This is a genomic window from Parasphingomonas zepuensis, from assembly GCF_036663735.1.
GTDB lineage: Bacteria > Pseudomonadota > Alphaproteobacteria > Sphingomonadales > Sphingomonadaceae > Sphingomonas.
Window position 1 is genome coordinate 273,844 of sequence record NZ_JAXOJO010000001.1, and the last position, 23,794, is coordinate 297,637.

Consider the following 23,794-nt stretch of genomic DNA (forward strand, 5'->3'; position numbering starts at 1 on the left):
GAAATGGAAAGGGCGTCATCTGTGTCCGCTCCAATGGTTGCGCGACGTATGTGGCGCCTCCTTGTCGTCTGCGATTGGCCGGGAGGGGTTGGGAATGGGCGTGCGCGCTTTTCCGCAAGCCCCTTCCTTGCAACGCCGGTCGCCTCCCTGTTTTCCGCGCTGATGCTGCTCTCCTGCACCCAGCCCCCAAAAACAGACCCGGTCATCCCCGGCATCGACAAGCCGACCGCAGTCGTGGCGGCCGATTTCGAACGGCTGTTTCCCTGCCTCAATGGGGGCGTGCGCAAATGGGTGCATCGGCATAATTCGGGCTGTGTCGGCGCGACCCATATCGAACCGTATCGATCGCCTCAGCAGGCCAGCGAGATATCGATTTTCGTTCCCCTGTTCGACATCGGCGAGGACGCGGTAACCCGGATCCGGCGGGAAGTCCCCCCGATGTACGGACACGTCATGCAGTATCTCTTTCCGCACTGGCCTCAGGCGAGCGTCTGGCTGTACCGGAGCCTCGAGAATACGCGGGAAGCAGGCTGTCCGCGCATCGCGCATATTCGGGACGTTTGGGTAATCGTCCGACCCGGCTATGGCGTTGGCGGCGCGCAGGAATTTGCCTCTGTGCTCATCATAAGATCCCCCGACGCTCTTGCTGGCTGGAGGAAGCTGGATGAACCGATGTGCGACCGGCTGCCATTCGTCGAGGAAATAGGATGAGACGCCTTCTCGCCATCCTTCTCGGCACGCTTGTCATCAGCGGAGGACTGGGCGCGACGGAGCGGCCGGCGATCTCCGATCGGGCGGTGGCGACATTGCAGCGATCAGTCGATGCCGGCTATCGGGAGGCACGCGAGACCTTCCTGTTCTATTTCGATGAAGATTTCCCCGATCCGGGTGCTGACCGGAACCCGTTCACCCTGACGATCAATGCGTGGAAGCAGCGCCAGGCCGCCTGTATCGACAATCGCTGCCGGCTCGTCGAACTCACGGCGCAACTCGACAGGCTGAATTTCGCCAACGGCAACGGGCGGAGGCCCGTGGACGGAATGCCGTGGCGAACCGGTTCCTTCATGCTGTCGGGAACCGCCTGGGCCGGCCAGATGTCAGTCCTTCCCGTCGGGGACGGTTCGATCGTGGTGGCCGTCACCACTTTCTCCACGAAAGGCCGGATGTGGGATTGCGCGGGTTTTACGGCGACCGGGGCCCTGTCCGCGACTGGATATGGCAAGATGACCGTGTACGACGAATTGAATCAGGACGGACGGCCCCTCACCTTCGCCCTGCAGGCGCTGAGCCCGACCAGCGTGAAATTGTCCGCCGTCTCGCCGGATGGATATGACGATATCTGCAGGACCGGGACGATCTTCGGTACGTACCGAGCGGAGGGGTAATCATGGCGCGAGGCGGGCCGACTGCGTGACGAGATAGACAGAGGCGGCGTCCCGCCTTGTCGGGGAGGCCGGCAATGGCATCGGGGATGAGAACCGATGGATTATAGGCGCGCGCCATGGGCTTTGCTGGCGCCCGCTTGCCTGACCCTTTCATCCTGCCAGCTGTCGGTTCCGATCAGGATCGAGCAGTTGCCGGATGGCCGCATATCGATCCAGACCGTGGATGACGAGGATGATCCGGCCTGTATCGAGAGCCTGGACATAAGCGACGGGCGAGAGGTCGGCGCCAGCGTCCTCTGGGAAATCTCGCTTCCGCCCGACGCCGAAAAGGCAGGGAAATGCGTTTCCGAGATCATCTATCCCACGATACCCCCGGGCTACCACGGCGAAAAGCCGGCGCTCCCGTTCGAGAAGGGGCGGAAATACGTCGTCGCCGCACAGGGCGCAGGATTCTACACGGTCGCGGAATTCGTGCGCCGATAACGCCGGGGAGGCGAAGCTTTCAAACGCCGTCCCGCCGGCCGCCCATTTCCCGCTGACCCGATAGTCGGTTTATCGACACACCGCATTGCGATTGTGTAGTTTACAGACCCGCCTTTCAGGGGAGGCAGCTAGGACGGCCTTTCGCTCGCCGCTCAGGCAGCCCCTGTTCCCAAATGCGCTCGACGCGACTGCGAGTGTCCTCGAACTCCCTAGGGCTACTGCGCTCGTCGCTCTCTAGGCGGCGTAAGTGTCCTTGCTGGAGTTTGAGCGAGGCTCGCCAACACTCCTCGGGGTCCGTTCCGTCTCCACCCGCTCACTCCTGCTCCGGCACCGGCTTATGCTTCACCAGCTTCCCTAGCCGCTCCTGAAGCGCTCAGGGTCGTCGTCGTCTCAAGGTCGCGCGCGGCTTCCTTGAGCTTGTCGAGTTGGGTTTTGTATCTGTCATTCCTGAGAAACCGGCTCGCCTTTCTGCTCTCTTGGAATCGGTTCGAGGTGCTTGAGCTTCAGCGTGCGGGTTTCCTTGCCCGTTGCGACAACCCGCTTCACGTCTTCGTGAATCGTAGCGACATACCGATCTGGCACGGTCCTCTTTTGCTTCACAAAATCGTCGGCCAAGCCGCCGCGATAATCTTCGCCGCCAGGCACAACAAAGTGAAAGCTCCCTGGCTCAATATCCAAACCGACCAGCATGCCAGATACCTCAAAGGTCGATGGTTCGGAGTCCACGGCAGAATGAAAAATGTCGTGAAGGTCTATAAAGCGATTCTTTGAGACAAATTGGCCCCGTTGAAGCCCGCCGGGTCGCTTGACTACTAGATCAATTGACGTATCCCATTTTGCGTTTACATCGACCCACCAGCAAAGCTGGCCAATTAGAGCGGCACCCATATGCCGCGAAGCATCAATTGCTTCCGTCTCATCGCTTACATTTAGGAACTGGCTAAACACGTCAATTATCGGATCAAAGTCACCATCCGCGTACAAGTCGCGCTGATTCTCAACGGCAAAAACAATACCTAAGGATCCGGGATAGGTATAGGCAAAGTTGAGACGTGTTTTCCGCTCAATCTCGTTCGAGTATTTTGCTTTTGCCTTCGGGCCATGCTCTAAAAAATCAGCCGCACTGGTGAAAGATTTTTGAAAGGCGCGAACGCTGTCTGCGACAGCCTCAACAGCGTAAATATCAGACGCACCGACAAGCCGATAGTTGATCAAATCAATTTGGCTTTGAGCGGCGTATCCCTCAAGCGTCTCCCGGCTTCGCTCTGCACGGCGGCGCGCAGAGCCAAGTCCCAGCGCCAAGCGGCTATCGCCCGGCGCTCCGCGGAGCGCAAACTCCATCCGCTGCACAATCGACGTGTGCTCTCGCGCTAGGGACAGAGCCTCCGAAAAATCCATTTTCTACCTAAACGGTATAACCACAAATCCTTTAAGCCAACCCGAGTTCCGCTCGCTCGACCACTGCTTGGCCCATCCATCCGGGTCGTTCATATCACCCCGCAGCGGATTGCCGACAGGGTAAACTTGGCATAGAAAAATATCAAGCGACTTATGAAACCATGGCTCATAGTCATCGAATTTGTTTAGATAAGTAATACCATCCTGATCGAGATTATCAATAACCTCACTCAACACCATCAATGATCCATCAATGTCATCTGGCTCTGGACATAGAGTTATATAACTCCCATCAATCCAAAGCTCACAAGGAATATTTAACTTTACAATTTCATCCAGAACGGATGTTTTTAATCTTTCCCAGATCTGCGAGCGCGCGGCACCGCCAAGCCCGACCACAAACCGAGATTTAAATTCTGCGGGCGTCATCTCGTGGCGACCGGCAGACAATAACGGCTCGTGATCAGGTTTGTACAAGTTGCCCCCGCCCGCTGTACTAGTTTCTCACGTCACTGGTACGAGCGGACTAAATCAAGAGTCAAACGGCCATCACGGCCTATGTGGCTTGGTTCTCCACCGGCTCTTCGCTTTGCGCTCCGTGGGTTTGGCTTTCGGTATCGTTGGAGAGGGGTCTTTAGCGACCAGTAGTTTCGCACGTCAGGCGCTTGCCGACGATGCCGTTGAGCCCCTCAACGGCCCGCACCTTGATGCGGAACATCGGCGTGGTTTCGATACCGTAGGGCCGAAGGCGCGCCGAGGCGGAAGGAAGACCGGCCTTTACCGGCGCATATAGCAACGAGACGAGATCGCGCCGGCACACCCCTTCGAACTCAGTGCCATAGGATTTCGTCATCAGGTTCGTCCGGCGCGGAGACCCGGTAAGCCTGATCTTTCCGCTGGGCTCGAGCACCGACAACAGATCCTCCTGCGAGACGCGATTGGCCATGTCCGGCGACAGGGCCGACATTTGCCGGCTGGTGCGGTCACCCTGCGCGCGGGCCGGCGCGGCGGGCAGGATCAGCAACGCCGCCGCGATGACGATTGCCAGCGCAACAACACAAGGGCGGAACCGAGATTTCGCGATCGGGCTTGCCATGCCGTGTCCCTCCGATTTTCTGTATCGCAGGCTACTCTGTTCTCTGATTGTTCCGCAAGCGATACATAGCGCCGCAACCTGCCACCCCATCGATTCAAACCCCGCCCGCGCCGCGCTAACCCGGCGCCATGGACAAGACTCACCGCACCCCCGAGCTGGAGCAGCTGTTACTTGACGGCATCGCCTCCGGCACCCCGCTGACCCAGTTGTGCCGCGAGAACGGCATCGTGTGGCGGACCGTGTATAAATGGCTCGGCGACCCGGCGTTTGAGGCCGGCATGGCGCGGGCGCGCGCGCTCGGCTTCGATGCGCTGGTCGATGAGATGCTCGAGATCGCCGACGACAGCCGCAACGACTGGATCGAGCGCGACGGCAAGGAACCGCAGCGCAATCCGGAAAGCGTGGCGCGATCCCGCCTGCGCATCGACACGCGCATGCGCATCCTGGCGCGCTGGGATCCGCAGCGGTTCAACCTGGCGGTACGCGGGTTGGGGCCGACCGGCGGCGTGGCGGGCCTGATCGGCGGGCCGGTCGGCGCGCCCGGACCGGACGCCCCCATAGTGGCCGACCCCCGCCTGGCCGATAATGTCGCGCTCGCCGCGCGGATCAGCGCCATCCTCGCCTCGGTCGCCGCGCGCGATCCCGCCGACGACTGGGACGATTTCAGCGCCGACGAAATGGGCGCCGAGATGGAGGGCGGGATGGGCGACGGGGTGGGGGAGATGGGCTGCGAGATGGGCGGGACCGTGATCGACCATGAGGACATCGCATGACCGGCCAGCCCAGACCCGCCGCCGATTCCGCCGCGCTCGACGCTTTGCTCGCCCGCGCCTCTCCGGAGGAGCGCGCCGCGCTGGCCGGGTTCGCCACGATCGATCTTGCTGCCTGCCCGTGGCGCGCCCAGCCCGGCGCGCAGGCCAGCGCGCTGGAAAGCGCGGCGGACGTCACCGGCTATGGCGGGGCGGCCGGGGGCGGCAAATCGGATCTGATCGCGGGCCTTGCCCTGACCGCGCATCGCCGCTCGCTGATCGTTCGCCGCGAAAAGGTGCAGACCGAGGGGATCGTGCAGCGGCTTGGCGAGATCCTGGGATCGAGCAGGGGCTATAGCGCGCAGCGTTCGGGCTGGCGCCTGCCGGGCGGGCGGCTGATCGAGTTCGGCGGGCTCGACCATCCCGACGATCACCATAAATTCCAGGGCCGGCCGCACGACCTGATCGCGTTCGACGAAGCGACCGAGCTGCGCGAGACGCAGGTGCGCTTCGTGATGGGATGGTGCCGCACCAGCGAGCCCGGCCAGCGCGCCCGCGTGGTGATGACGTTCAACCCGCCGACCAGCGCGGAGGGGCGCTGGGTGATCGCCTATTTCGCGCCCTGGCTCGACCCCGGCCACCCGAACCCGGCCGAGCCGGGCGAGCTGCGTTGGTTCAGCACGATCCGCGGCAAGGACAGGGAGCTGGCCGATGCGCGGCCGTTCGTGCTGTTCAACGGCGAGCCAGTGCATGATTTCGATCCGGCCGAGTTCGGCCCGGAAAAGATCATCACCCCGCGATCGCGCACCTTCGTGCCGAGCCGGGTGACGGACAACGCCTTCTACATGCGCACCGGCTATATCGATACGCTGCAGGCGATGCCGGAGCCGTTGCGATCGCAGATGCTCAACGGCGATTTCGCCGCCGGGGTGGAGGACGACGCCTGGCAGGCGATCCCCAGTGCGTGGATCGATGCGGCGATGGCGCGCTGGCGCCCGCGCGAGCTGGGCCAGAAGGGCGAGATGGACAGCATGGGCGTGGACGTGGCGGTGGGCGGCCGCGACGCCTTCGTCATCGCGTGCCGCCACGGCAGCTGGTTCGATGCGCTGATCCGCATCCCCGGCAACGAAATCCCGCAGGAACAGGGCGGGCCCATCACCGCCGGCCATGTCATCCGCCACCGGCGCGACCGGGCCGTGGTGCATGTCGACGTGATCGGATGGGGCCTGACCACCGCCAATTTCCTCACCGAGAACGAAGTGCAGACGGTGGCGATCAACGCCGCCAATTCCTCCCCCACGGGCAGCGCCGACGGCCGCATGAAATTCGCCAATATGCGCGCCGAGATGGTGTGGCGCCTGCGCGAGGCGCTCGATCCGTGCGGGGCGGCGCCGATCGCCCTGCCCAACGACGCATCGCTGCGCGCCGATCTCGCCGCCTATCAGTGGCGCGCGACGGCGCGCGGCATCCTGGTGCGATCGAAGGACGAGATGAAGACGCTGCTCGGCCGATCGCCCGATGCGGGGGACGCGGTGTGCCTGGCCAATTTCCGCACGATCAAGGCGGATCACTGGGAGGAGATGCGCTGGCAGGCGCGGCGTCGGCGGGCGGCCGATCCTTATGGAGAGATGGGCGACGCGTATCGCGATGCCGATAACGAGGCGGATTATGCCTATCTCTATCGCATGCCGGATTGAGGGCGGCGGGTGGGGCGTGACGGGCCCGCGGGACGGCGGAATCGGGCGCGCGGCGACGGCATGACGGCATGGCGGAACGGCGCCATGGCGGCAGGACGGTATGCCGCCACGACGGCATGAAGCCATGACGCCACCCGCCCCGCCGCCGGCTCGCATCATCGCCTTCCAGTCGCATCCATGCCCCGGCTGGGGCAGAAAAGGGCAACGGGGAACAGAGACACCGAGAGGATTTCACCATGAATATCAGGATTTTGAGCACAGCCGCCAGCGCGGCGCTCGCCTTCGCCCTGCCCGCCACCGCGCAGCAGATGCCGCCTGCCAGCGACCAGACCGCGCCGCAGACCCCACCGGCGCCAACCGATCCGACGACCACGGCCGACCCAGCCGGCCTGCCGCCCGCGCCCTATCCGACCGACCGGGCCCAGCCCGCGCCGGACAGCGCCGGCACCGACACGGCAACCACGCCCGACGCGACGGCGAGCGACGCCGCTGCTCCGGCGGAGGAGCCGGCGGTGGAGAAGAAGCATAAGAAAAAGAAGTGAGGTAGCCTTAGGGCTGAGCGAGGCGGCGCGGGAAGGATTCCCGCGCCGTTCTCGGTTTTCACGCGATTAGATGTCCGGCGTTGGGCCGAGAGCTACGTTAGTCAGCGAGCATCGCTTCATAAGCTTTAACGGCGTCGCGCAATGCTGCTCGCTTCCGAACAAGCATAGTTTGCCGCCAATAAGCGATCGCGGCCAACAGGATTGAGCTCAGCACCATCTGCAACGGAACGTCTAATTCTTGCGACTTCACGTAAAACGCAAATCCACCGACCAGAAAACTCGCGGCCAGCACCCAAGCGGTCCACGTGGTGACGGTTTCGGCCACCCACAAATAGTGAGGCTGCGGACGGCCGCTCCGCGGATCGGTCGTATAGTCGTGGAACCCGAACATCGGACCATGGTGCATCGGCCCGCCGACGTACGCTAGTGGGCGTTAGCCGCCTCCCTGCGCTCAGCTAAACGACCGACGGGTTTCAGTCTTCGCCCTAGCGTCCCCCAACGGCTGCAAATGGGAGCTGAGCCGAAATCCCAGTGACCCCAAAACCGTCACGCCCCCAACCCTATAACTCGCGCCCATTTCTCGCTATCCAGCCGCATGGCCTTCGGCGTTTTCATCCACCGTTCGGATTCGATCTACGACGACAGACCCGACGAGCGCTATCAGTTCCCCCGTCCGTACCTGACGCGCGCCGAGCAGACCGTCGGCGACTGGATCCTCTATTACGAGCCGCGCAAGGTGCCCGGGACGCGCGGCTATTTCGCCGTCGCCAAGGTTGCGCGAATCATTCCCGATCCGGGGACGCCGGGCATGTACATCGCCGTGATCGAGCCGGGCAGCTATCTCGATTTCGCCAATCCCGTATCCTTCGGCACGCCCGGCGATCCAGTCGAGCGCGGCTTACTGAATGCGGCGGGCGCCATATCCGGCCGCGCGCAATCGGCGGTGCGGCCGCTGTCGGCGGAGGATTTCAACCGCATCATCGCGCTTGGCCTGGGCGGGGACGATGCGCTGTTGCCGCGCGATGACGATCCGGCGCTCGCCAATCTGGTGCAGGACGAGCGCACGCCCTTCGCCTTCGAGCAGGAGCGCGATCGCATCGCCTATGTCGGATCGCGCATCGTGCGGGATCGCATCTTCCGCCGCGTCGTGCTGCGCGCTTATGACGAGCGCTGCGCGATCACCGGGCTGAAGCTGATCAACGGGGGCGGCCGGGCCGAAGTGCAGGCAGCGCATATCCGGCCGGTCGAGGCGAGCGGGCCGGATATCATCAACAACGGCCTCGCCCTTTCCGGCACGGTGCACTGGATGTTCGATCGCGGGCTGATCAGCCTCGATGACGATCTGAAGATCCTCGTCTCCCGCCAGATCAACGATCCCGACGGCATCCACGCCATGATCAACAAGAGCGGCCACGCCCTGCCGCCGCTGCGCCCGGCGGATCGGCCGCATCCGCATTTCCTGCAATGGCACCGCGACACCTGCTTCAAGCTTTGAGCGGCGGTGGTCTCGGTCGCCGGCCGCCCCTCACGGTTTCGCGCGCATAACGTCGATAAATGCGCGCAAGCTCGCCGGCACATGCCGGTGCCCCGGATAATAAAGGCACAGGCCGGGCAGACGCGGGCACCATGGATCGAGTACCGCGGCCACGCCCTGGCGTGCGCGATTTGCCTGAAGCGCGCGGCCCGTAAGCGTCGGCCGGGCGGCAGGACATTGAAGATCGACATCCGGTGCGACGTCCCGTTAGGGATCATCGCTCACACTCGGGAGAGATGATGGTGCGTTCGAAGATAGTCTTGCTTGGCCTGTGTTTGTGCCTCTCCGCTTGCGGCAAGCGATCCGATGCAGGAACCGAAACGAACGCAGCGGCAGTTTCGGTCGATGGAACAGAGAATGCAGCGGCGGCAATCCCTGCAGCCGGTGCTCCCGCGACCGCGGCGTTTTCCGTCGAATCCGTACCACTGTCGACCGCACCGCTTGGCGCCTTTCCCGAGTTCGCGCTGCCGACCGGCTACAAGATGCTGAACAAGCCGGTGACGCGCACTTTCGACCGGATCCCGTTCTGGACCGGCACGGCGTTCAGCCAGATCGAGGGCAAGACCTATCTGGTCGGCATCCAGGGCGAGCAGGAAAGCAGCTATAATGCCCACGAACTGAAGAAGAACATGGAAGCGATCTTCACGCAGATCGGCGCGGTGAAGATTTTCGAGGGCAAGGTTTCGCGGGAGGCGCTGGAAAGTCTGGCGCAGGAACAGCGCGACAATCTCCAGGAGCATTACGCAGCGCCGTATAATGACGATCTCGTCGAGATCTGGATCGTCCGGCGCAGCGACAAGACCCTGTGGATCAGCTTCGCCAATGGCGGCGCCAGCAGCCACATGATCGTGGTGGAGGAAAAGCCAATCGCGGTGACCGCGAAACTGCTCCCTGCCGACGCCTTGCAGACCGCGCTGGATACCACCGGCAAAGCGGTGATCCAGGTGAATTTCGCGACCGACCAGGCCGCGATCCTGCCGGATTCAAGACCGCAGATCGCCGAACTGACGGCGTTGCTGAAGGCCAGCCCGAAGCTGCGCCTGGCCATCAACGGCTATACCGACGAAACCGGATCGGACGCGCACAACCTGGCCTTGTCGGATGCGCGGGCCAGGGCGGTGATGACGACGCTGGTTGCCGCCGGGATCGACAAAGCCCGGCTGGAGGCGAGAGGCTTCGGCAAGGCCAATCCGGTTTCGCCCAACAGCGACGAAGCGGGCAAGGCGCGCAACCGGCGGGTGGAGCTGATCAAAAAGCCGTGACACCGTGGCGCGCGCCGGCCGATTTCGTCATCGGCCAGCGCGCGCCAGGTTCAGTCGATCAGGCGCAGAATTTGGCGAAATAGCCCTTCAGCCCGGCGCCGGAATCGGGCAGCGTGGTCTTCATCGCGCCGGTCTTTCCGTCGACGGTCTTCAGCGTGAACGCCAGGGTCTTGCCGGCGACGATGGCATCGCGAAACGCGACTGCCTGATCGGCGGCGACGTTGAAGGTGCTGCGCGAGAACTGAACCGCGTCGAACGGCTTGCCGTCGACCTCGATCGCCATGGTGCCGCGTTCCTTGCTGTTCGATTCGTACGCGACATCGGACGGCAGGTCGATCGACGCGCTCCATTGCTGATTGCTCGGCCCGCCCCAGTCCGCCGGGCAGCGCAAATCGATGCGGGTGTTGCGGAATGCGATCGGGCCTTCATTGGCAAGCGTGGCGAGAGTCAGGAGCGCCGAGCCCTGGAAACTGTCACTGCCGCCGGGGCTTGGCGCCGTGATCTGCCAGGTTTTGCCCGCCATGATGTCAGCGGCGCCGGCCAGTTTTTCGACCCCGGCGACATCGCCCTGATCCTTGAAACCAAGCGCCGCGTAGCAAGCCAGCTTCGCCTTGTCGTCAGCGGTCGCGACGCAGTTCGCCAGAGGATAGGCCTCGGCCGAAAGCGTGCGGGCGGCGGTGTCGAACGCGGCCGGGATGTCCTGCTGCGGGGCGTTGCCCGATTTGGAGGCGCCACCACAGCCGGCCAGTGCAAGCGCCACGCAGCCCATCAGGCCGGCACTCATGCCGCGCGCGGCGTTGACGTCGTACTGATCGAAAATCGAGATGTTCCGCATAGATACGCCTTACCCTTGGTGACAGGAGCAGCCGCGATAGCCCGCGCGGCGAGGGGCTGGCAACCGGGCGCGGCCAGGCCACCCTGGTTCTGACGAGCGCCGTCATCGGTACTCCGGTATCGGCGAAGCGGCCGCCAGTCGGCGCGACACCGCGACAGACCGGGGAAGGTCCGCGCTCTCGTGAAAGCGCTCGCGAAGCCGGCCATGATGCGCCACGCTGGTTCGCATGAATGCCGACTTTCCCCCGCCCGGCCCATCGGGTCCGCTCGACCGTCTTGGCCAGTGGATTCGTGCCAGCAAGCTACGGTTATGGCTGGTGCTCGGCCTGTGCTGGCTGGTCGGATGCATCTTGCTGTTCGCGGCCTGGATCGGCGTGGCGATCCTGCGCGGCTCGACCGAGCGGGACGCCGCTGCCGTGGCGCTCAACCTCGTGCTGGTGATCTTCCTCGCGATCGTTTGCCTCTTCGTGACGCACAGGGCGATGTATCGCTGGTTCTGGCATGTCGACCGCAAGCGCGCCGCCGGCAAGCTGCGCCCGGGAGATGCCGACCCCGCCTATGCCTCCGAGCCGACCCAGCCACCGCCGCGCATCGCCTGGCCCTGGGCCTTGCGGCTCCGCCACGCGCTGATCTACCTCGTGGGGATCGCGACGTTGGTGTACGTCTTTGCGCCCTATGAAAACCAGCGGGCCATCGTCCGTTTCCTGATCGCGCACAGCGCAGGCCCGAGTTCAGCGGCAAGCCTGAGCGAGCTCATCTTCGGCTATGTCCCGATGGCCTTTCTGGCCGCGCTGGCAATGATCCTGACCAGCCGGCAGATGCGGCGCCGCGATGCCGGGCTGCTCGATGCGCACGAGAAACTGGTGCTTCAGGCGGAGATATCGTGGCTGTTTTCGTTCGCGGCCGCCTTCACCCTGACGATGTTCCTGTGCCGGTGGGTGGGTAGCATGACCCTGGCCTATCTGTGAGGGCCTGCTTACCCCCCGAGATTGTCGGGCGCCGCCCCGCCGCTCACTGCCTGCACCCGCAGCCGCGGGAACACCGCCTCGATCGGCTTGGTATCGGGCAGCACATAGACATATCCGCCCTTCCTCTGGAACAGCGGCCGCACGCGCTTGCCGTAGAAAGCCTGGGGCACGTTGATGCAGCCGAAGGTGATGCGGTTGTCTTCCGGCGTGGGGGAGAGCATGCGCTGGCGGCGGCGTTCCTTCTTGCTCGCGCCGGGCGGGATCGGGTGCAGCGCCACCGACGTGGCGTAATCGACCCACAGCACGCGCTGCTTGCCCGCGGCCATGCCGTATTTGGCCAGGAAGCGCCCGGCCGGCGTCGTCTTTTCCGCCGGGCCGATCTCGGCGAGGTTCTTGCTGCCGATGCCGGGGGTGGCCTCGTCCCCCGGGGCGACGCCGATCAGCACGGGCGCGCGGCCGAGCGGCTTGCCCTTCGCGTCGAACAGGAACAGCGCCGCATCCTGCTTGTCGACGATGATGTAAGGCAGGCCGCGATTATCCCCCGAGGCGGCGATCCAGTCGGCGACGCGGGTTGCCGCCGCCGATGGGATCGCCGGCTCCTCGGCTGGCGCAGGTGCCGGTGCGGCGGGTTTCGGCCGCCGCGCCTTGTCCGCCGCGCAGGCGGGCGCGGACGCGGCGAGGGCAAGACCTGCCCCCGCCAGCCCCGTAACCAGCCATCGCTCGAAATGCCCCCGGCGGGAGCCGATACCGGATCTCACTGCCGGATCAGCCCCGATCAGCGCCGTGCCGCGTCAATTGCGCGGCCGCTTGCGCTGGCTCTCCCGCTGCCGCTGCTCGATGCCGTCCACCCGGCCATTGAGCTGATCGATGCGCTGTCCGTTGTTCTGCGCCTGGCCCGACGCGGCCTGCGCCTCGGCAAGGGCGGATTTCGCGGTGCCGTCGGTCGCCTGCAACTGCGTTTCCAGCGCATCGACGCGCTGGCTCACCGGAGCGATCTGCTCCCGCACATATCCCTTGGTGGCACAGCCTCCCAGGCCCAGCGCGCCGACCAGAATCACCAGCGCCGGGGCCATTTTCGTTACGTTGGGGGACATAGAGTTCTTCCAATAGTTAACGATGCGCCAACCCAAAGCGGAGCCTCCGGCTCCCGACAAACCGATTTGGCCCGGCTGTGCATCGCCTCGGATGAAACGAGCCTCCTGCGCCTATCCCGTTGATGCGACGGCGGAAGCGCGGCGGGCGATTTCCTCACCTCCCGCTCGTCAGCGCATCGATCTCGTCGATCATCCGGCGCAGCCGCGCCGCGCCGTGCCGGTTGAGCAGCCAGACCCCGGCGAAGGTCACGGTCGCGCAGATCAGCACGATCCAGGCCGCCCGCGGGGCATGCAGCAATCCGGCCACGCCGCCGCGCTCGATCACCGGGCCGATGGTCATGACGAGCACGCCCGGGATCAGCGGCAGGAGATACCAGGTGAAGATGCCGGCAAGCGCATCGCGCTGACGGGCGAGCTGGGCGCGCTGATGGACCAGGATCGGTTCGGCCGCGGCGCGCTCGGGCGGCGGCGCCGCCGATGCGAGGCGGTGCAGCTGCCGGACGACGATCAGGGTGCCGAGCACTACCATCGCCGCCCCGATCCGCATCGTGGGCAGTGGAAGGAACACGGCATAGGCCGAAAAGCAGATCACGACGAAGACGCTGGCGGCATATTCGATCGCATTGCGGCGACGGACCCGGCGGTAGAACCGGTCGGCCCCGGCGCGCACCGCGGCGAGATCGGGCAGCGCCGGATCGGCGGCGCTCGCCTGCCAGGCGTGCCTGGCGCTATCGGTATCGTTCATTCCATGGCTCCTTTCTCGGCATAGGGCCTGGCGAGCAGCGCCTTGATGCGGTGGATGCGCACCGCGACGGCGCCCGCGGACATGCCCGTCACCTCGCCGATCTCGGCCGCGCTCAGATCCTCGAGGTACAGCAGCATGACCTGCCGGTCGGCCGGCGCGAGCCGGTGGATCGTCGCCAGCAATTGCTCGACGATCCAGCGACCGGCCGTCTCGCGTTCGAGATCGCCGCCGTCGGGGATCAGCTCGACAGCGTCGAGCCCGGTCAGGCTTTCCCGCTTCAGCCGCCGCCGGGCGATGAGATGGCTGACCGCCACATTGTGCGCGATGCGATAGACCCAGGTCCGTTCGGAACATTGCCCCTCGAAATAGCCATAGCTGCGCCACAGCGCGGCGTGGATTTCCTGGACGAGATCGCGCCGCAGCTCGGCATCGGCTTCATAGCCGCGCGCGAGCCGCTCGATCGCGGCGCCATGGCTGCGCGCGGCCACCGCATAGCGGGCGTCCCGATCCTGGTTGCTGCGGCTGTGGCCCATCCATTCCCTCCGTTCGAATGTATAGTCGGACGGACGGGGGAAATCTTACGCGGGGTGGCCCGAAAAAGGCGATGGTCTTCCAGGCATGATTGCCCCTCGGAGACGAGCCCATGATCCCGCCCGCCTTCTCCCCGCCATCAATCGCTGGCACAGCGCGCGGCACCGGATGCCGCCGGGGGGAATAGCCACATGATCGATCGACTCCGCGCCCTTGCCGTCGTGCTTGCCGCCACCTTGCTGACCGGGTGCCTCACGGTGCCGCCGGCGTACGGCCCCGAAGCGGCGGATTGCAGTGCACAGACGGCCGATCCCGCCACGGCTCAGGGCCCGGTCTATTTCGTTTCCACCGGTCTGCCCGATTGCCTGGCGGGCCAGCCGCTCGCGTTGTCCGTCTCGCGCGGCACGTTCCGCCCTTATGGCGCGCCGGCCCCGCAGGCAGTGCATTATGGCCTGGCCGTGCCGGGTACGCCGGAACTGCCAGCGCTCAGCCTGGCGCCGGCCGCCGCGTGGCACGATCGGTTGCGGCGCGACCTTGCCGGGCCGCCGCGGCGGATCCTGCTCTATGTCCATGGCTACAACACCAATCCGGTGCAGGCTTTGTCCGAGGTCGACCAGATCGCCATGGCGGCACGGTTCGACGGGCCGGCGATCGCGTTTCTGTGGCCGTCGCAGCGCCGGCTCGCCAAATATACCTGGGACGAGGAAAATGCCCGCTGGACCCAGGCCTATTTCGATGCGGTGCTGGCCGATCTGGCGAAGCTGGCGCCGGAGCTGGTGCTGGTATCGCACTCCATGGGCAATCGCATTGCGATCGACGGGCTCGGCCGGCTTCAGGCGACGGCGCCCGACCTTGCTGCGCGGGTGCGCACCGTCGTGCTCGCCTCGCCGGATGTCGACCGCGAGCTGTTCGACCGCGATCTGGCGCCGGATATCGTGCGCGACGGGCGGCGCATCGCGCTGTTCGCCTCCGGCCATGACGTGCCGCTGCGCAGCAGCTGGGCGGTCCATGGCAATCCCCGCGCGGGCGATGTCGGCTGCGCGTTCCGGCTGCGGCGGAACAAGCCGGTCGACACCGAACGCTGCTATCCCGCGCCGCGCGGCGGGCCCGGCGCGCTGACCGTGATCGACGGGACGGACCTGCCCGGCAAGCCGCTCGGCCACAGCAACCATATCGACACGCCGGAGGGCCGCGCCGCGCTGCGCCAGCTGCTCGCCAGCCCCTCCGCCCTGCCCGCCGGCACGAAGGGCGTGCTGCGCCTCACCCCGGATGCCACGCCCGATTGCACAAGCGGACCGAGCCGGCTGAAGCTGGACTATAATGTGGCGCGGTGCCCGACGGCGCAGAAAAGCAGGAAGGCGAAGTAGCGCCGCTACGCCCGGCGGAGCGGCCGGGCCGGAACGCCGACCATCGTCGATCCCGCCGCCACATCCCGCGTGACGACCGCGCCCGCACCGATGACGACATCGTCGCCGAGGCGGAGCCCAGGCAGGATCGTCGCGTTCAACCCGACGAACAGGCCCGCCCCTGCGGTGACACAGCCACCGAGCCGAGCGCCCGGGCTGATGTTCGCATGGTCGCCGAGACGGCAATGGTGATCGACGCTGGCGCCGTGATTGACGATCGTCCCTCGCCCCAATTCCGCCTGCGGCCCGACGATCGCCCCGGCAAGCAGCATCGCGCCACCGGCGATGACGGCACTGGGCGAGACGATCGCGGCGGGATGGACGACGTTCCCGAACGAAGCGCCGCGCCCGGCCAGCATGTCCACGACGCGGCGGCGCAGAGCGTTCGTGCCGCACGCGACGACGAACGTCGCCCCGTCCGCGATCGCCGGCCCGGCGACGGCGTCGAGCAGGCCGAGCGGCGGGCAATCGAGCACGGCGTCGGGGCCGTCGCCCGCGATCGCGGCGAAACCGGCGACCGCCATGCCCGCGAGGCACGCCGCCTCATATACGACGGCGGCATGCTGGCCGCTCGCCCCCGCCACGATGATCAGCGCCATCTCGCCTCCGCCTGATGCCACGTCCGACCATGTCGGGTTTCGGCCGGTGTGCAAAGTCGCGGGCGAGGACAATCCCCGCACGCGCGGCGAAATCGGCGATCTCGACAGTTCCTCCCTAGTGTATTATTGTTGCAATACACTGAGGGGCACAGTCATGATTCGTCGAGCCGTTACCCGTCGATCCGGCGCAGCATTCAGAGCCGCCGCCGCGCTGCTGCTCGCAAGCGCCGCCACGCAGAGCCCGGCACAGTCCGGGAACAGCCAGCCGGTCGCGACGGAGCAGCTCTTCACCGCCGAACAGGCCAGGGCCGATTTCCGGGATCTCTATGCCGGGCTGAAGGAAGCCCAGTACGACATCAATGCCCATGTTCCGGCAACTGAGCTCGATCGTGCCTTCGCGGCGGAGCTCGCCGCGCTCGACCGCCCGATGAGCCGCTTCGAGCTGCAGACCCGCTTCCAGCGGTTCGTCGCGCGCGTGAAGATCGCCCACACGCGCATCCCGTTTCCGGCGGACACCTATGACCGCTACCTGCAGGGCGGTGGCACGGTCTTCCCGCTTGAGGTGCGGATCGACGACGGACGGGTTTTCGTGATCGGCAACCGGAGCGGCCTGCCCGATCCGGCGCCGGGCGACGAGATCACTGCGCTTGACGGCAGACCGACCGCGACCTGGCTGCCACGCCTGGCCGCTCAGGTTTCGGCTGACACGCCCTATCTGGCCTATTCGATCGTCGAATACCGCCTGCCGGGCTATCTGTGGATCGACTATGGGCGCCGGGAAACATTCGCCCTCACCGTGCGCAAGCCGGACGGGCGAGTGCGGCGCCTAATCGTTCCCGCCCGCACCGCCGCGCAGCTGGCGGAGGCCGGCAAGCAGCAGCCGCCTGCTTTCGCGCTCGACGACAAAAGGACCGCGAAGATGCTGCCCGGCGGCATCGCCTATCTGCGCCCCGGACCCTTTTACAACATTGATCCGGGCGGCAACGACTGGGACAATAAGAGCTTCGTCGCTTTCATCGATGCGGCATTCCAGGGCTTCATCGCGGCTGACGCCCGGACCTTGCTGATCGATCTGCGCAACAATCCCGGCGGCGACAGCAGCTTCAGCGATCCGATGATCGCCTGGTTCGCCACCCGGCCGTTCAGCTTCGTGTCGGATTTCCGCATTCGGGTCAGCCGCCAGACGATCGCCTCCAACCGCAAGCGGCTCGACGCGGCCGCGGCGGCCGGCGTCACCGATGCCGTCTCACCCAGGTTTGCGGCGCTGTACGCCGCTGCCCCGCCCGGCGGCATCGTCCCGTACGCGGTGGCGGCGGCCAATCCGCGCGCAAGCGCCCGCTTCACGGGCAAGGTCAATGTGCTGATCGATCGCTATTCCTATTCGAACACCGTCAACGTGGCGGCGATCGTCCAGGATTACGGCTTCGGCACGATCCTGGGCGAGGAGACGACCGATCTGGCGACGACCTATGGCGCAATGGAGAGCTTCGATCTTCCCCACACGGGCATCCCGGTCGGTTATGCCAAGGCCCTGCTGATCCGCCCCAACGGCAGCCGCGAAGCGCACGGCGTCGTGCCGGATATCCCCATCGCGACGCCCGTGGTGCTGACGCACGACGTAGTGCTGGAACGGGCGCTTGCGGCGATCGGCGCTCGGGGGAAATCACCGGGTGGCCATCGCCGGGAAAGGCGAACGCATAACCCCGCCGCCCCCCCGGTCGTTTCGCAGGACCGGCGTTATCTCAGTTTGACAGCACGAAGTCGGGGCGGGCCGTGGGACACGATTTCATTTGCAGCAACAGCGCCCCGGGCACCACGGGAGGCTGAGGCAGATTTTCCTGGCATTGCCGCAGCGAAAACTGAATCGGGGGCAACTGGACCTGAACATAGCGCCCCGGAAACCCCACCGGGCGGATCCCGCGCGCGCGCTGCGATAACAGCCTCGCCACCGTCTTGCCGAGCGTCGGACTGGCTGAACGCGTGATCATCACGGCCATGACCGAACCCTCCGGCGACAGGATCGCCGAGGCCTCGACCACGCCCTCTTCGCCCGCTCGGACGGCTTCGCGTGGATAGCTATCGTCCGTGAAGATGCTCGTGAGATTCCCCTGCTCGCGCGACAGCGGACCCGCCCGCGCGAGACCGCCATGCCGCCTATATTCGGTGCTCAGAATCTGCTTGCCGAGCGGCACTTCTTCCGCGGCGAGCCGCTGCGTTTCCCGTAGAGCGACAACTTTCAGCGGGCCGTCGACTCCCCGCAACGCGCGCTCCGTCCAACGCAGCAGCGGCAGTTCCGCTTCCTTCGTGCCGCGAATGACATAGTCCGTCAGGGTCACTACCGCCTTTGTCTTCACCCCATCATCGGGTGACGAGAGATCATCTGCAAACAGCGGCGTCAGCGCCGTACGTGCCGCGATGCCGGCCGGGGTTGGCTGGCCCGACCATGCGGACAAATGGGCAATTGCATCGTTTCGGATAGCCCGGTCGCCGCTCGACAGCCTCGGCCGGAGCAGATCCGCGAACAGGACGCGCGCCGCTTCGTTATACTGCGCCGCGTCGGCCAGCAGGGCTTCGGCCCGTTTGGCAGGATCGCTGCCTGCCGCGGCGGGGAGCAGGAGTTGGGCGGCGCTGAACTTCCGTTCCGGCGATGCGTGGTCCGTTTCAGCCAGCGCGGCACTGCGTTCGCGATCGAACCGCGGCGATTCCGGGTCGCTCAGCGCCGCAAACAGCAGCTGATCCTGCGACCAACCCAGCCGCACATCCCGCCGGTTCAGATACGTCCAGACATCCTGACGCGCGACGAAGGCGCGCAGGTCGCCAGGGGACCATGCTATTGGCGGGAGGCCCGAATAACTTTTGCCGCGCAACCAAAGCACCCGCCGCAACTCGATCGACCGTTCGGCGTCGGCGACCGCACCGCGCGCGCGGAGATAAACCGCCAACTGCGCGACGGCGTCCGGCGGCATCGCGATCAGCGGTTCGGGGCCGACGACCCGCTCCATGATCCGGATCGCCAGGGACCGATCCTGCCGGCAGCCCTCGCCCTCCCACAAGCGCTGGGCAATCCGGGACATCCCGGTCGCGCCAAGATCATGGGTTGCGAGAAAGCGATCGAGCGCGGCATGGCGCCGCAAGATCCGGCGACACATGGCGATTTCGGCCCGTTGCTCCTTCAGCGCCTGTCCGATGTCTGTTTCGGAATGCACCACTATGATCGACTGCGGCTGCTGCGCATGTCCCGTGGCGGCGCCGAGCAATGACCAGACCAGCGCGCCCGCCATCACGGCGAGATAGGTGCGATCCATGGAACTGGGCCGATCAGACATCGTCGGGCCTTTGGCAGCCCGACGAGCCGGCGAATCTCGTCACAGTTCCCTCAACCACGCATCGAAGGCAGAGATTTCCCGCAAGGCGTTATTCAGGAAAAGACCGAGATAGGAAGCATCCTCAGGACCGTAATAGGGCGCGACGGCACCCATGCCACAGCTGGATCCCGCCGCTTCCTCTTCCGTTTCGCCCGCGTGAAACGCGTCGCGACGCAGCGTGAACTGATACAGCGCAACACCTGTCCCGCTCTTGAGCAGATTGATCTCGCGCAGCACGACGGGTGACCGATCCGGCTTTCCATCCGACATACCCCAGGCCCTGATCAGATCCGCATCTTCGATCGGATGAACGCGCGGATAGTTCATGATCGGGTCGATAACGGTTGAATCGAACGCTATCGACAGTGCCGATGCACGGCGAGCGATATCGTCGGCTGAGGAAGTTGCGGCCGCATGAATCAGCGCGATCAGACGCTGGAGAGAGCGCCGGCATGCCGCATCGGAAAACCCGATGGGGCGCAGCCTCGGGACGAACGAGCAGGCTGCTGCCGGGTGGGCGAGCAGCCCGCTGGTGACGAAACCCGCCCCCGCCAATATGCCTCTTCTCGAAACATCCATAGCGCACCGCCTCCGGCCTGTCGCCGAGCAGGTTTCGCTCCCGCCGACCAGGCAGTCGATAGTGACCTATCCGCCCCGGCTTGTCAGCAGGCGCGCGAGGCAGGCGTCAGGCGTTGGGCAGCGCCAAGTGCATCGCGCAGCGCTGCTCGCCCGGCAGGCCCGCCGCGCTCTCTGCGTCCAGAATCCTGGACAGCGCGGCCGGCAGTGCGTCGGTGGCGCGTGTCCGGAAGCCGATCGAGCTGTAAAATGGGTCGTTCCACGCGACTTTCCGGAAGGTCGCGAAGGTGATTGCGGACAGGTTGCGCCCGATGGCCCAGCGGCGCGCTGCCTCGATCGAAGCCCGCCCCACCCCTAGGCCCTGCTGATCGCGGCGGACGGCGAGTTCCCGGAACCGTCGGCAAAGTGATCCGTGCGACGCGGACGTCGAACCTTCGAGACCCATCACCCCTCGGCCGAAAAGCGCCGCGCCAGATCCTGCTCGCGGAACGCGTCGGCGATGTGCTCGATGAACGCCCGGGTCTTGGCGGGCAGAAGTTTCCGGCTGGGGAAATAGCAGGATATCGCCCCGAGATCGGCGTGCCAGTCCGGCAGCAGGCGGATCAGCGCGCCGCTGGCCAGATGCCGCTCGACATAGGGAATGGCGATCATCGCCGCGCCCAGGCCCATCAGCGCCGCGCGGCAGATCGCCTCGGGATCGTTCGACACCAGCCGCGCCTCGTGCTCGAGCGTCGCTTCGGCGCCCGCGCGGTTGCGCATCCGCCACACGCGCACCCGGCCGGTGAGCGCCGAGCGCATGCCGACGCCATCGAGCGACGCCAGCTCCTGCGGGTGCTGCGGCGGCGCGCGGCCGGCCAGACAGGCGGGCGAGGCCACCGCCATCACGTGCAGCGGCGCCAGCCGCCGCGCCACCACGCCCGCCGCCAGATCCATGCCGCCGCCGATCGCCGCGTCGAAGCCCTCGCCGATCAGATCGACCTGGCGATTCTCCAGGCTCAGGTCGAGCTGGACATCGGGATTGCGCGCCATGAAGGACGGCAGCAGCGGCAGGACGTGATCCAACCCGAACGTCTGCGGCATGCTCAGCTTCAGGATTCCCGCGGGCGTCCCTGACTGCTTCGTCACATCGGCGATGGCCGAGCGGATCGATTCCACCCCGCCGCTGACCGAGGCGAGGAACCGCTCGCCGTCCTCGGTCAGCGCCAGGCTGCGGCTGCTCCGGTGGAACAGCCTGACGCTGAGATTGCGCTCCAGCATCGCCACGTTGCGGCTCACTGCCGCGGGCGTCACGCCCAGCCGCCGGGCCGCCGCGGAGAAGCTGCCGCATTCGGCGCTGCGGATGAAGGATTCCAGATTGGCCAGCGATTCCATGCAGCCATCTTAAACGAATCGTTGAAGCTGGTTCCAGCCATCAATGCCTAATCCGAACCGCATCGCCCGGTTATCTAGGCAGCTATGCCGGCCATTCGCTCCGGCGAAGATGCCGCGGAGAAGCTTTCATGGATTATGATTCAGTCATGCAGGCGAACCTCGCCCGGGTGTTCGGCGAACGCGATGCGACGCGGCGCCTGGCCGCGCTCGGCGAGCTATATGCCGCGGACGCCGTCTTTTACGAGCCGGATGCCGTGGCCACGGGCCATGCCGCGATCAGCGAGACGGTTGGACGGATATTGTCCGGCGTGCCGGCGGATTTCGCCTTCACCGCGCTCGCCCCCGCTGCCGGCCATCATGATCTCGGGCGGCTGCACTGGAAATTCGGCCCGCCCGACGGCCCGGCTGCGGTGACCGGTACCGATATCGTCCGCTTCGAAGGCGGCCTCATCAAGACGCTTCATGTCTTCCTGGATGCCCCAGGCGACTGACCCGCCGCCAATACCCCTCACGGGCGGCAAGCCGCCCCGCGCCCACCGCACCCCAAGGAGTCCTCCATGCCCCGGACCGGCCTCGACGCACTTCTGCGTCCCGAAGACAGCATCCTCGTGCTGATCGACCATCAGCCCTTTCAGTTCGCCAATCTGCACAGCCATGAGCCGACGATGATCATCAACAACGTCATCGGCCTGGCCAAGGCAGCGAAGCTGTTCGACGTGCCGACGATCCTGACGACCGTAATCGAGGAGCGCGGCGGCCATATCATCAAGGGCCTGCAGGACGTGTTTCCCGACCAGAAACCGATCGACCGCACCTTCATCAACACCTGGCAGGACCCGAAGGTCACCGACATGGTCCGCCAGAGCGGCCGCAAGCAGCTCATCCTGGCCGCGCTGTGGACCGAGATCTGCCTCGCCATGCCGGCGATCCAGGCGCTCGGCGAAGGATATGACGTGTTCATCGTCACCGACGCCTCGGGCGGCGTATCGGCGGAGGCCCACGACATGGCCGTACGGCGCATGGTCGCCGCCGGCGCGGTTCCGGTCACCTGGATGGTGGTGGTGAGCGAATGGCAGCGCGACTGGGCGCGCGAGGAGACGGCCGCCGCGCTCGCCCCCACGCTGATCGATCATGGCGGCGCCACCGGCACGGCGCTGGCCTGGGAGTTCCAGCTGCTGGCGACGCGCGCCGGCGCAGGCGCCTGACCCCGGTCACTTCCCTTCGCTGGCCAATCGTCTGGCGAGCGAACGCTTCGAGCGGTCGGCATAAGCGCGGCACGCGCCCGGCACGGTGGTGAACCGGCCCTTGCCGCCCGCCTGATCGGGATGAGCGGTGATCAGGATGTCGCACGGCATTGCCCGCATCGCGGCATAGCTGCGCTGGTATCCCGCCAAGATGGCGCGGCTCGACGGCGCGCCATAAAGATAGCCGTCGGCTGAAACCGGATTGAGGCTGGAGGCGAAGACGATCGCCCGGCAGCGCCGCGCCGCGCACGATCGCCAGCTCCAGCTCATGCTGCCGAGCGTATGGCCGGGCGTGGCGCGCGCCGTGATCACCGTGTCGCCGAGCCGCAGCGTCTGCCCGTCGCCGATCACGCGCACCGCGGGAACGGGCGGGAAGCGGCTGTCATAGCCGCGCTGCGGATCTTCGGCGGCCAGCCGGCCCGAGCGCAGCCCCTCGGCCCCGCGCGCGCTGGCGATCACGGTCGCGCCGGTATCGCGGGCAAGCGCTGCCAGCCCGCCGGCATGATCGAAATGCGGCTCGGTGCTGAGGATATATTTGATGTCGCGCGGGCGGAAACCGAGCTTCGCCACATTCGCCAGGATCGCCGGGGCGGCCTGGGGCAGCGCCCCGTCGATCAGGATCAGCCCCTTGCCGGTATCGATCAGGGCCACGCTGAGGCCGCCAAAGCCCACAACATAGCTATTGCCGAACACGCGCGCCGGCGGACGGGGCGCGAGCCATTCGGCGGCACGGTCGGCGGCGATAGGCCGGGTGAGCGGATCGCTCCGGTCCTGCGCTGGCACAGCGGCAGCCAGGGAAACGGCAAGGATGGCGGCGATTCTGGCGAGCATGGGTTCTTCTCCTTGGCCCCCAGAATGGAGTTGGCCCGCGTCGTCCGCAAAGCATCTTCTCTCGACAGAGCCATGAGCTTTGCT

At 65.9% G+C, this 23,794-nt stretch carries 27 protein-coding genes and 1 pseudogene; 13 read left to right on the plus strand and 15 right to left on the minus strand.

Features of this window, described 5'->3' with window-relative positions; all coding sequences use genetic code 11:
• The first annotated feature begins 48 nt into the window (after positions 1-48).
• The 3 genes from U1769_RS01360 to U1769_RS01370 all read left to right on the plus strand — a co-directional run bounded on the left by U1769_RS01360 (position 49) and on the right by U1769_RS01370 (position 1,868).
• Positions 49-711: a hypothetical protein gene (locus tag U1769_RS01360; protein ID WP_332711037.1), complete on the plus strand. Its 663-nt coding sequence runs from the start codon at positions 49-51 to the stop codon at positions 709-711.
• Positions 708-1,385, plus strand: coding sequence for a hypothetical protein (locus U1769_RS01365; protein WP_332711039.1), 678 nt, complete (start codon positions 708-710; stop codon positions 1,383-1,385). Before U1769_RS01360 ends, U1769_RS01365 begins: the two co-directional genes overlap by 4 nt.
• Positions 1,386-1,481: 96 nt before the next feature.
• Positions 1,482-1,868: a hypothetical protein gene (locus tag U1769_RS01370; protein WP_332711041.1), complete on the plus strand. Its 387-nt coding sequence runs from the start codon at positions 1,482-1,484 to the stop codon at positions 1,866-1,868.
• A gap of 441 nt (positions 1,869-2,309) precedes the next feature.
• Here U1769_RS01370 and U1769_RS01375 read toward each other — a convergent pair whose 3' ends face one another.
• The 3 genes from U1769_RS01375 to U1769_RS01385 all read right to left on the minus strand — a co-directional run bounded on the left by U1769_RS01375 (position 2,310) and on the right by U1769_RS01385 (position 4,362).
• Entirely contained in the window at positions 2,310-3,209 is a 900-nt protein-coding gene (locus U1769_RS01375) for a hypothetical protein (RefSeq protein WP_332711043.1), read from the minus strand.
• A 60-nt stretch (positions 3,210-3,269) separates the two neighbouring features.
• A complete protein-coding gene (locus tag U1769_RS01380) occupies positions 3,270-3,743 on the minus strand; it encodes a DUF6932 family protein (RefSeq protein ID WP_443030162.1) in 474 nt (157 codons plus the stop codon).
• Positions 3,744-3,900: 157 nt separating this feature from the next.
• Positions 3,901-4,362, minus strand: a complete 462-nt coding sequence (locus U1769_RS01385; protein ID WP_332711046.1) for a hypothetical protein — start codon at positions 4,360-4,362, stop codon at positions 3,901-3,903.
• Between the two features lie 128 nt (positions 4,363-4,490).
• Here U1769_RS01385 and U1769_RS01390 point away from each other — a divergent pair, with 128 nt between their 5' ends.
• From U1769_RS01390 to U1769_RS01400, 3 genes are all read left to right on the plus strand, one after another.
• Complete coding sequence (locus tag U1769_RS01390; RefSeq protein ID WP_332711047.1) at positions 4,491-5,135, plus strand: terminase small subunit-like protein; 645 nt, start codon at positions 4,491-4,493, stop codon at positions 5,133-5,135.
• Entirely contained in the window at positions 5,132-6,808 is a 1,677-nt protein-coding gene (locus U1769_RS01395; RefSeq protein ID WP_332711049.1) for a terminase, read from the plus strand. Before U1769_RS01390 ends, U1769_RS01395 begins: the two co-directional genes overlap by 4 nt.
• Positions 6,809-7,044: 236 nt before the next feature.
• Complete coding sequence (locus tag U1769_RS01400; protein WP_332711050.1) at positions 7,045-7,350, plus strand: hypothetical protein; 306 nt, start codon at positions 7,045-7,047, stop codon at positions 7,348-7,350.
• A gap of 97 nt (positions 7,351-7,447) precedes the next feature.
• On the opposite strand, the gene U1769_RS01405 is transcribed toward U1769_RS01400, so the two are convergent.
• The gene (locus U1769_RS01405; RefSeq protein ID WP_332711052.1) at positions 7,448-7,675 is read right to left on the minus strand and encodes a hypothetical protein; all 228 of its coding nucleotides are present in this window, start codon (positions 7,673-7,675) and stop codon (positions 7,448-7,450) included.
• Between the two features lie 270 nt (positions 7,676-7,945).
• Between U1769_RS01405 and U1769_RS01410 the strand changes: the two genes are divergently transcribed.
• Positions 7,946-8,845 (plus strand): HNH endonuclease, encoded by a 900-nt coding sequence (locus U1769_RS01410; protein ID WP_332711054.1) that lies wholly within the window; start codon positions 7,946-7,948, stop codon positions 8,843-8,845.
• A gap of 281 nt (positions 8,846-9,126) precedes the next feature.
• The gene (locus U1769_RS01415; protein ID WP_332711055.1) at positions 9,127-10,146 is read left to right on the plus strand and encodes an OmpA family protein; all 1,020 of its coding nucleotides are present in this window, start codon (positions 9,127-9,129) and stop codon (positions 10,144-10,146) included.
• Positions 10,147-10,204: 58 nt separating this feature from the next.
• Here U1769_RS01415 and U1769_RS01420 read toward each other — a convergent pair whose 3' ends face one another.
• Positions 10,205-10,981, minus strand: coding sequence for a hypothetical protein (locus U1769_RS01420; RefSeq protein WP_332711057.1), 777 nt, complete (start codon positions 10,979-10,981; stop codon positions 10,205-10,207).
• Between the two features lie 226 nt (positions 10,982-11,207).
• Between U1769_RS01420 and U1769_RS01425 the strand changes: the two genes are divergently transcribed.
• Positions 11,208-11,948: a hypothetical protein gene (locus U1769_RS01425; RefSeq protein ID WP_332711059.1), complete on the plus strand. Its 741-nt coding sequence runs from the start codon at positions 11,208-11,210 to the stop codon at positions 11,946-11,948.
• Between the two features lie 8 nt (positions 11,949-11,956).
• Here the strand turns inward: U1769_RS01425 and U1769_RS01430 are convergent, their stop codons facing one another.
• The 4 genes from U1769_RS01430 to U1769_RS01445 all read right to left on the minus strand — a co-directional run bounded on the left by U1769_RS01430 (position 11,957) and on the right by U1769_RS01445 (position 14,320).
• Positions 11,957-12,661, minus strand: coding sequence for a hypothetical protein (locus tag U1769_RS01430; RefSeq protein WP_332713576.1), 705 nt, complete (start codon positions 12,659-12,661; stop codon positions 11,957-11,959).
• Positions 12,662-12,739: 78 nt separating this feature from the next.
• On the minus strand, positions 12,740-13,042 hold the full coding sequence (locus U1769_RS01435) for a hypothetical protein (RefSeq protein ID WP_443030163.1): 303 nt from the start codon (positions 13,040-13,042) through the stop codon (positions 12,740-12,742).
• Positions 13,043-13,196: 154 nt separating this feature from the next.
• Complete coding sequence (locus U1769_RS01440) at positions 13,197-13,787, minus strand: hypothetical protein (RefSeq protein ID WP_332711062.1); 591 nt, start codon at positions 13,785-13,787, stop codon at positions 13,197-13,199.
• Entirely contained in the window at positions 13,784-14,320 is a 537-nt protein-coding gene (locus U1769_RS01445) for an RNA polymerase sigma factor (protein ID WP_332711063.1), read from the minus strand. The genes U1769_RS01440 and U1769_RS01445 overlap by 4 nt, the downstream gene beginning before the upstream one ends.
• A gap of 189 nt (positions 14,321-14,509) precedes the next feature.
• Here U1769_RS01445 and U1769_RS01450 point away from each other — a divergent pair, with 189 nt between their 5' ends.
• Complete coding sequence (locus tag U1769_RS01450) at positions 14,510-15,685, plus strand: alpha/beta hydrolase (protein WP_332711065.1); 1,176 nt, start codon at positions 14,510-14,512, stop codon at positions 15,683-15,685.
• Positions 15,686-15,690: 5 nt separating this feature from the next.
• Here U1769_RS01450 and U1769_RS01455 read toward each other — a convergent pair whose 3' ends face one another.
• A complete protein-coding gene (locus tag U1769_RS01455; protein WP_332711066.1) occupies positions 15,691-16,344 on the minus strand; it encodes a NeuD/PglB/VioB family sugar acetyltransferase in 654 nt (217 codons plus the stop codon).
• Positions 16,345-17,242: 898 nt separating this feature from the next.
• Between U1769_RS01455 and U1769_RS01460 the strand changes: the two are divergent.
• A pseudogene (locus tag U1769_RS01460) lies at positions 17,243-17,899 on the plus strand (S41 family peptidase); the annotation flags it as partial.
• Between the two features lie 166 nt (positions 17,900-18,065).
• On the opposite strand, the gene U1769_RS01465 reads toward U1769_RS01460, so the two are convergent.
• The 4 genes from U1769_RS01465 to U1769_RS01480 form a co-directional block, all read right to left on the minus strand.
• Positions 18,066-19,628: an energy transducer TonB gene (locus U1769_RS01465; protein WP_332711068.1), complete on the minus strand. Its 1,563-nt coding sequence runs from the start codon at positions 19,626-19,628 to the stop codon at positions 18,066-18,068.
• A 60-nt stretch (positions 19,629-19,688) separates the two neighbouring features.
• Entirely contained in the window at positions 19,689-20,267 is a 579-nt protein-coding gene (locus tag U1769_RS01470; protein ID WP_332711069.1) for a hypothetical protein, read from the minus strand.
• A gap of 106 nt (positions 20,268-20,373) precedes the next feature.
• The gene (locus tag U1769_RS01475) at positions 20,374-20,616 is read right to left on the minus strand and encodes a GNAT family N-acetyltransferase (protein WP_332711071.1); all 243 of its coding nucleotides are present in this window, start codon (positions 20,614-20,616) and stop codon (positions 20,374-20,376) included.
• A 92-nt stretch (positions 20,617-20,708) separates the two neighbouring features.
• The gene (locus U1769_RS01480) at positions 20,709-21,635 is read right to left on the minus strand and encodes a LysR family transcriptional regulator (protein ID WP_332711073.1); all 927 of its coding nucleotides are present in this window, start codon (positions 21,633-21,635) and stop codon (positions 20,709-20,711) included.
• 128 nt (positions 21,636-21,763) lie between these two features.
• On the opposite strand from U1769_RS01480, the gene U1769_RS01485 reads away from it, so the two are divergent.
• Both U1769_RS01485 and U1769_RS01490 read left to right on the plus strand, forming a co-directional pair.
• Positions 21,764-22,126 (plus strand): nuclear transport factor 2 family protein, encoded by a 363-nt coding sequence (locus U1769_RS01485; protein WP_332711074.1) that lies wholly within the window; start codon positions 21,764-21,766, stop codon positions 22,124-22,126.
• Positions 22,127-22,192: 66 nt separating this feature from the next.
• A complete protein-coding gene (locus U1769_RS01490; RefSeq protein WP_332711076.1) occupies positions 22,193-22,840 on the plus strand; it encodes a hydrolase in 648 nt (215 codons plus the stop codon).
• A gap of 6 nt (positions 22,841-22,846) precedes the next feature.
• Here U1769_RS01490 and bla read toward each other — a convergent pair whose 3' ends face one another.
• On the minus strand, positions 22,847-23,710 hold the full coding sequence (gene bla, locus U1769_RS01495) for a subclass B3 metallo-beta-lactamase (RefSeq protein ID WP_332711078.1): 864 nt from the start codon (positions 23,708-23,710) through the stop codon (positions 22,847-22,849).
• Positions 23,711-23,794 lie beyond the last annotated feature (84 nt).